Source organism: Acinetobacter sp. B-6, assembly GCF_056930735.1.
The window spans coordinates 1-3852 of the sequence record NZ_JBXPBY010000033.1 but is presented as its reverse complement, the minus strand read 5'-3'; the positions used below and the strand labels follow the sequence as shown (position 1 = coordinate 3852).

Here is a 3852-nt window from a genome sequence, read left to right as displayed (position 1 = left end):
GTGTTTGTGAATGTCAGTTTAATGATTTAGTAAGAAAATATGATAAAAATTTTTATAAGGACAAATCATTAATGGAAGATAATGAGAAAGCAAGAAAATTTGAAAAAATTGCATATCAGATTGTTGAAGATTGTGAAAAAAGATTAGAAAAGTGAAAAAAATCATATATAAGTATAGTTCAATTTTTTTTATTATATTATTGATGCTGAAAGTATTAGGGTGTGGAGTATATGCATACTGTGGTGGTCGAAGTGGTCTTAAAAAAGTAGAGTTTTTTTCATATTCTTACTATTTTACATTAGTAAGTGATTTATTATTTATTTTAATTATTTTTTTTGTATTTTTATACTTGGTTCTAAGTTCAAAAAATGAAAAGTAATTATAATAATTAAAATATCATATGATTGATGTGATTGTTTTAATAATCAATTTCTTATGCAACAAACATCCTCTAGAATGGCAAATAAAATTATTTCGGATCAGAAAGCGAAAAAGGCAAAGAAATAGAATGCTGACAATTATTGCTGAGGTAATTATTTCTTTTTTTATCTCTAATTAAGAAAGTGAAAAATATCCATATTTAATTAGTTTTTTTAAAGGAATAGTTTTAGGCGTATCTGGTTTTATTTTAGGAATGCTAATTGATTTTTTTAATAAGGATTTAATGGATTTGCAGGGGATATTATTATTTTTCTTAATATCAATAGGAATTGGTTTGTTAGCTTCTTTATTCTTTATGGGGTGTAAATGGTTAGATTTAAACTCAAAAAATTAGCTAAAAAAGAAGCGAAATTAATTATTCAAGTTGAAGTATTAAATATATCTATGAACTTAAATAATCCAGTAGGAATAACTACTTGGTCAAATTCGGCTTTAATAGGTGCTACCTCAGGGAGCATTGCTAAAGACATATTCAAATCTGATAAAAAGGAGAAGAAATAAATTATGATTACACTAATCGCAGAGGTTATAATTAGTATTTTTATTTCCAACTTTAAATCAAAAGATCATCCGTATCTGATAAATTTTTTCAAAGTGATAACAATAGGTTTAATTGGATATGTTTTAGGAAATATAGTGAGGTATATCGAAAATCATAAAGTTATGGAATACAGTAAAAAATTATTTTTTTATTGTTACACAAATTATAGGCTTTTTTTATTTATTATCGAGGGTTGATTTTTTAAATGGAGAAAAAATAAAAGCTAAGAATTTTATGCGAATACTTTTAAATTTTATTTTGACTGTTTAGTAGCAAATTTAAAAACAGATTTTTATAAAGAACCAGAGGTATTGGATGAAACAAACCAAAAATATAGTGAATTTGTAATGCATTCAAAAAAAGCTTATCAATTGTGTACTAAGAAGTAAAAGTGAAAAAGATTTTTAATTTTTTATTTCTTTCTTTAGGTTTAATATATTGTTTATTTAGGATTATAAGCTGCTCTCTTTATTATTATTGTGGAGTGAGTGGCAAGTTCTTGTTAGTGGAACCTCTTTCTTTTGATTATTATTGGACAATTATTTTAAATTCTATAATACTGACTATTGCTATAGGAGTAATTTTTTTTTCTTTAAAGAAATAGTCAGAAGTTATGATTTAAACATATTATTTAAGTTGTGATAATTCATCGTAAGCTAGAGAATTACCCGCTTGAGCAGACTCCTCAAACCAGGTTCTTGAAATTGATAGATTTTTATCAACACCCAAGCCATCTTTATAGATTTTACCTAAATGATATTGTGCTCCACTTTCACCTTGATTTGCAGCTTTTAAAAACCATTGATATGCTTGTGAATAATCTTGCTTTATACCATCACCTAAAAAATACATAAGCCCTAAATTATATTGAGCATCAACCTCACCTTGTTCAGCAGCTTTTATATACCATTGAGATGCTTTTAGTTTATCTTGTGACACTCCATGCCCATGTAGATACATATTACCTATATTATTTTCAGCAGCAGAATATCCAGCATTAGCTGCTTTTAAATAATATTCAGATGCTTGAACGTAATTTTCTTGTACACCTATTCCATCTTTATAAAAATTACCAAGCTCATTTAATGATGGTACATCGCCTAAAGCAGCAGCATCTTCAAATAACTTTTTCGCTTGAGCATAATCATTTTTAATACCTGAATCACTACTTAGAAGAATAGCTAAATTATATTTCGCTTTTGCATATCCTTTATCAGCCGATAATTTATACCATTTAATGGCTTCAAAAATATCTGGTTGAATATTTTGATATCCATCAGAATAAATTACACCCATATTGTATTGAGCTTCAGGATCACCTTGTTCAGCTTTAGACTTAATCTCATTGATATCAATAGCGGAATTATTAGCGCTATATTGTTGATTATTGTTGTTGCTATCAGTTGATTTAGCACAGCCTGAATTTAAAACACTAAGTAAACAAATTGTTAGAAATATTTTTCTTGTATAAAACATATTTTATCTCAAGCAGAATAACGTCAAAAAATTATTTTGATATCTATTAAATTTTGATAGTAACATGAGCTGAAAATAATAAACAAACTTAAATTATATGATCAACTTTCCCAACTAAACCACTTGTCTCAAGTCGCGAGCTGTTTCCTGTAACAACGGCAAAATATGCGTAATTAAATAATCTTGAGTCGTACGGATCGTTGGAGACACAATATTTAAAGCTGCAACTACATCAGCATTGGCATCATAGATCGGTACAGCAACTGCATGTACACCTAACTCATGTTCTTCACACGAGTAGCACCAATCTTGTTCTTTAATCTCATGCAACAATGCCAAAAACACTTCACTGTCTGTATGGGTATATTTCGTCAAACGTTTTAGAGGATATTTTTCTAACCACTCTTTTTGCTCATCTTTATTTAGATGTGCCAACAAAATTTTGCCTGCGGATGTGGCATGAGCGGGGAGTCTATTTCCCAAATGCAAACCATAAGGATTAACACGGTCAGTTTGTTGATGCGCTGCACTACGTGCAATGGTAATGGCTTCATAACCATCCAGCACCATGACTGAATAAATCAGTGATGTTTGATTGGTGAGTAAGTTTAATAAAGGCTGACAAATTTTAGGTAAGGGAGAACCATCCAGATACGCACCTGAGAACTTTAAAACTTTGGGGGTTAAATAATAATAATGACCATCAAAGTCCAAATACCCCAAGTATTCTAAAGTCAGTAAATGACGACGTGCAGCAGCACGGGTCATACCCGTTTTCTCTGCGGCTGTACTCATATTTAAACGGTGACGTTCAGGACCGAAGCAATCTAAAATCGCCAAGCCTTTGGCAATACCTGCGATAAAGTCTTCATGTCGAATCACTTTCTTATTTTCACGGTGATGAATCAAGCGACGATTTTTATTTTTATCATTTTCCATAATTTAGAGCATTCCTACAAAATCCTTTGATGAATAATTATTCTAATCGAAACACGACTAATTTAGTTGGATAATGTTCGATGATCGAACATTAAAAATAATAATCGCACAAAATAGCTTTTAGAAGATAGAAGTCTGTTCAGAATTTATCAAGAATAAAGATAAGAAATCCGAACAAAACACTCAACTTGGTTTTATCGACTTTTAGGATGAAAAGTTGAGTGCTACACAGTACAGGAAGTAGTCAGATGATTGATAAGCGTGCCGGCTCATTGACAGAGGTTTTGTCACAAATCAAAAATGGTTCAACCATTATGATTGGCGGCTTTGGAACCGCAGGGCAACCCGCAGAACTGATTGATGGATTGATTGAGCTTGGCGTCAAAGACTTGGTCATTGTCAACAACAATGCAGGCAATGGCGATTATGGTTTGGCAAAACTCCTCAAATCAGGA

The 3852-nt window shown here is 30.6% G+C and carries 4 protein-coding genes; 2 read left to right on the top strand and 2 right to left on the bottom strand.

All coding sequences use genetic code 11. The features are described 5' to 3' along the window. Positions 1–747 precede the first annotated feature (747 nt). Positions 748–942, top strand: a complete 195-nt coding sequence (locus AC1Z3T_RS21035) for a hypothetical protein (RefSeq protein ID WP_046761062.1) — start codon at positions 748–750, stop codon at positions 940–942. 667 nt (positions 943–1609) lie between these two features. Here AC1Z3T_RS21035 and AC1Z3T_RS21030 read toward each other — a convergent pair. Then, positions 1610–2458 carry a tetratricopeptide repeat protein gene (locus AC1Z3T_RS21030; RefSeq protein WP_100884698.1) on the bottom strand — a complete coding sequence of 283 codons (849 nt, stop codon included), beginning with the start codon at positions 2456–2458 and terminating at the stop codon, positions 1610–1612. 114 nt (positions 2459–2572) lie between these two features. Continuing rightward, a complete protein-coding gene (gene pcaU / locus AC1Z3T_RS21025; RefSeq protein WP_100884699.1) occupies positions 2573–3397 on the bottom strand; it encodes an IclR family transcriptional regulator PcaU in 825 nt (274 codons plus the stop codon). A 248-nt stretch (positions 3398–3645) separates the two neighbouring features. Here pcaU and AC1Z3T_RS21020 point away from each other — a divergent pair. Then, positions 3646–3852, top strand: a 207-nt coding sequence (locus AC1Z3T_RS21020) for a CoA-transferase (RefSeq protein ID WP_483396976.1), incomplete at its 3' end; no start/stop codon positions are given.

Excerpts from the sequence above, each read along its gene's own strand:
- AC1Z3T_RS21035 (WP_046761062.1), top strand. The coding sequence starts at position 748 with ATGGTTAGATTTAAACTCAAAAAATTAGCTAAAAAAGAAGCGAAATTA.
- AC1Z3T_RS21030 (WP_100884698.1), bottom strand. The coding sequence starts at position 2,458 with ATGTTTTATACAAGAAAAATATTTCTAACAATTTGTTTACTTAGTGTT.
- pcaU (WP_100884699.1), bottom strand. The coding sequence starts at position 3,397 with ATGGAAAATGATAAAAATAAAAATCGTCGCTTGATTCATCACCGTGAA.